The sequence below is a fragment of the Mycobacterium sp. E136 genome (assembly GCF_001666865.1).
GTDB lineage: Bacteria > Actinomycetota > Actinomycetes > Mycobacteriales > Mycobacteriaceae > Mycobacterium.
This window is the reverse complement of sequence record NZ_LZJE01000385.1, coordinates 1-3,452: the sequence shown is the minus strand read 5'-3', so window position 1 is coordinate 3,452 and position 3,452 is coordinate 1. Positions and strand designations below refer to the sequence as shown.

At 68.3% G+C, this 3,452-nt stretch carries 3 protein-coding genes; all 3 read right to left on the bottom strand.

Going from position 1 to position 3,452, the window contains the following annotated elements:
• Nucleotides 1–1,567 (bottom strand): carbon starvation CstA family protein (locus tag A5698_RS26285; protein WP_068303133.1); only part of this gene is annotated, 1,567 nt, incomplete at its 3' end.
• A 50-nt stretch (nucleotides 1,568–1,617) separates the two neighbouring features.
• The gene (locus A5698_RS26280) at nucleotides 1,618–3,165 is read right to left on the bottom strand and encodes an ATP-dependent DNA ligase (protein ID WP_068303129.1); all 1,548 of its coding nucleotides are present in this window, start codon (nucleotides 3,163–3,165) and stop codon (nucleotides 1,618–1,620) included.
• 21 nt (nucleotides 3,166–3,186) lie between these two features.
• Nucleotides 3,187–3,375: a hypothetical protein gene (locus tag A5698_RS26275; protein WP_068303125.1), complete on the bottom strand. Its 189-nt coding sequence runs from the start codon at nucleotides 3,373–3,375 to the stop codon at nucleotides 3,187–3,189.
• Nucleotides 3,376–3,452: the final 77 nt, after the last annotated feature.

Genomic DNA, 3,452 nt, shown 5'->3' with positions numbered 1-3,452 from the left:
CTACGGTGGTGAGGATGAACAGCGCCTCGAACATGATCGCGAAGTGATACCAGAACGCCTTGAGCGCATCACCGCCGAAGACCTTGCTCAGCACCTCGGACATGCCGAACGCCAGCGTGGGCGCACCGCCGGTCCTCGACACGATCGACTCTTCGCCAACGCTTTCCGCGGCCTGCGCGATCTGTTCGGCGCTGACCGGCGGGCTGTCGATCGGCAGGTTGTTGACATAGGCCGCGGCGGTCTCCGCCGTAGCGCCGGTCGAGGCCGCGGGCGCGTTGATCGCGAAGTACAGATGCTGATTGAGGATGGCGGCGGTGATGAGCGCCATGATCGCGACGAACGACTCGGTCAGCATGCCGCCGTAGCCGATCAGCCGCATCTGCCCTTCCTTCTCCAGCAGCTTGGGCGTCGTGCCCGACGAGATCAACGCATGGAACCCGGAGAGGGCGCCGCAGGCAATCGTGATGAACAGGAACGGGAACAGGGATCCCGCGAACACCGGACCGGTGCCCTGGGCCGCGAACGCCGAAATCGCGGGCGCCTCCATGATCGGGCGGGCGAGCAGGATGCCGACCGCGAGCAGCGCGATGGTGCCGACCTTCATGAACGTCGACAGATAGTCGCGCGGCGCGAGCAGCAGCCACACCGGCAGCACGGACGCCGCGAAACCGTAGATGATGATGGCCCACGACAGGCTCACCTTCGACAGCGTGAACCAATCGGCGCCCCAAGAGGTTTCGGCGACCCAGCCGCCGGCGACGACGGCGAGCAGCAGCAGGACGACGCCGATCACCGAGACCTCCGAGACCCGGCCCGGCCGCAGGAACCTCAGGTACAGGCCCATGAAGATCGCGATCGGGATCGTCATCGCGATCGAGAAGACACCCCACGGGCTCTCGGCCAGGGCGCCGACGACCACCAGTGCCAGCACCGCGAGCAGGATCACCATGATGACGAGCACACCGACGATCGCGGCCACACCGCCGATCGTCCCCAGTTCGTCGCGGGCCATCTGTCCGAGTGAGCGGCCCCGCCGCCGGGTCGAGATCGCCAACACCAAATAGTCCTGGACACAACCCGCGACGACCGCGCCGATGATGATCCAGATGGTGCCGGGCAGGTATCCCATCTGCATGGCGAGGACGGGCCCGACGAGCGGGCCAGCGCCGGCGATCGCGGCGAAGTGGTGTCCGAACAACACCCGCCGGTCGGTCGGCATGTAGTCCGTGCCGTTCTCGAATAGTTCGGCGGGAGTGGCATTGTCGTCGCGCGGACGCACGATCTTCATCTCGATGAGCCGGGCGTAGAACCGGAAGCCGATCACATAGGTGCAGATCGCGGCGATGACGAACCAGACGGCGTTGACGGTCTCGCCGCGGAAGAAGGCGATGACCGCCCAGGCGACCGCGCCGAGCAGGGCGATGATCCCGAAGATGATCCGGTGCCGGACGGTGATCGGCGAACGGTCGACGATCGCGACCGGTGGCAGATCCTTCACGGTGCGGATGTAGGTGACGTCACCTCTGGTTTCCTCTGTGCGCTCTGCGGGAGCGGTGGGAGATGCCATGGAGCGATCTTTTCATCGGCGGCGCCGACGACGTGTCAAAACCGCGGGCTTTAGCTTCCGCGCTGGTAGAACGCTCGGACCGTGTCGATGGTGTCGGCTTCTGCGGGGCTCTTGTCGTCGCGGTACCGCAGCACCCTGGCGAATCGCAGGGCCATGCCGCCGGGGTAGCGCGACGAGGTCTGCACACCGTCGAACGCGATCTCGACGACCTGCTCGGGCCGGACTCGAACCACGTAATTTTCGGTCGGTCCGTCGGCCAGCTCGAGGAAGCGCGCGGTCTGCCATTCGAGCATCGCGTCGGTCATTCCCTTGAAAGTCTTTCCCAGCATGACGAATTCGCCCGTCTGGGAATCGCGGGCGCCGAGGTGGATGTTCGACAGCTTGCCACTGCGCCGTCCCGACCCCCATTCGACCGCGAGGACCACGAGGTCGAGGGTGTGCACGGGTTTGACCTTGAGCCAGCCGGCTCCCCGGCGCCCCGCCTCATACGGCGCGGTCAACGACTTCGCCATCACGCCCTCGTGGCCCGCGACCAGCGTCACCTCCAGGAACTCTCGCGCCTGGTGGGCGTCGCCGGTGACGAGGCGGTCGACGCGATGCAGCTTCGGGACGAGCGCGTCGAGCACCTCGATGCGGTCACTGGCCGGCTTGTCGAGCAGATCTACGCCGTCGACGTGCAGCACGTCGAACACGAAGACCGACAACGGCTGGGCCGCCGCCGCTGCGGCGATGTCGGCGGAGCGGCCGAAGCGCGAGGCCGTGACCTGGAAACGGTGCGGCCGCCCGTCGGGGCGCAGGGCGATCGCCTCGGCATCGGCGATCAATGTCGTGACGGGCAGCGCCAACGCGGCGTCGACGACCTCAGGCAGGCGCGCGGTCACGTCGTCGAGGCTTCTGGTGTAGATGGACACCTCGTCGCCCCTACGGTGCACCTGTACCCGGGCGCCGTCCAACTTGGCCTCGAAAACGGCTGTGCCACCGAGCCGTTCGAGCGCCTCGGCCACGCCGGCGGCCGTCTGCGCCAGCATCGGACCGACCGGACGCCCGACCGTCAGCGTGAACTGTTCGAGCGCGGCTTCGCCGACGGTCAGTGCTGCGGCCGCGACGGCGGGCAGGTCGCCGCCGAGCATCGCGGCGCGGCGCACCGCGACCCCCGGCAGGTCCGCTGCCTTGGCCACCGCGTCGGCCATCACGCCGACGAGTGCGCCCTGGCGCAGTTCCCCGCCGAGCAGCCGTCGCAGGAACGTCTGCTCCGCGGCGGTGGCGGCGCCGAACAGCCCGGCGAGCAGTTCGGCGCGCCGACCCCGCGAGCCCTTGCCCGCGACCCGCCCGATCTCGGTGAACCGCGCGTGGACGTCCGGAACCGTCAGCGACGCGGACTCCGCCGGGGGCGGCAGCGAGCGAAGCGCGGCCCAGCCGACGCCGATCTGCCGTTGCGGCAGTTCACCGGAGAGCCACGACACCACGACCGCCACCTGGTCGGCGTCGCCCTCCTCACCCGCGCGGGCCAGCAGATCGGCGATGCGGGCCGTCTTGGCCAGCCGTGACGAGGAGGCGCCGACCTCCATGGACGCGGTGGCCACGTCGAGTAACTGCACGGGTCCAGCCTGGCACGCGGGTCAGACATCTCCCATCACGGCCGTGATCGCGTCGGCTTCGGCGCCCAGCACCGCGGCCCGCTCCGGGTGGCCGGCGGCCAGATCCGCCGCGACCGTCAGCCGTTCGCAAACCTCGGCTTCGAGCAGGGCACGCTCGCCGCGGCGCGAGAGTGCAGGAAATGATGTAAATCTGCGGCGTGTCGTGAACAAACACGCACTCAGTGTCACTGTGGTGATTGCCGCTTTGCGGTGGTTGGGTTGTTCTCATCTGGTGTTTGGCTCTGACA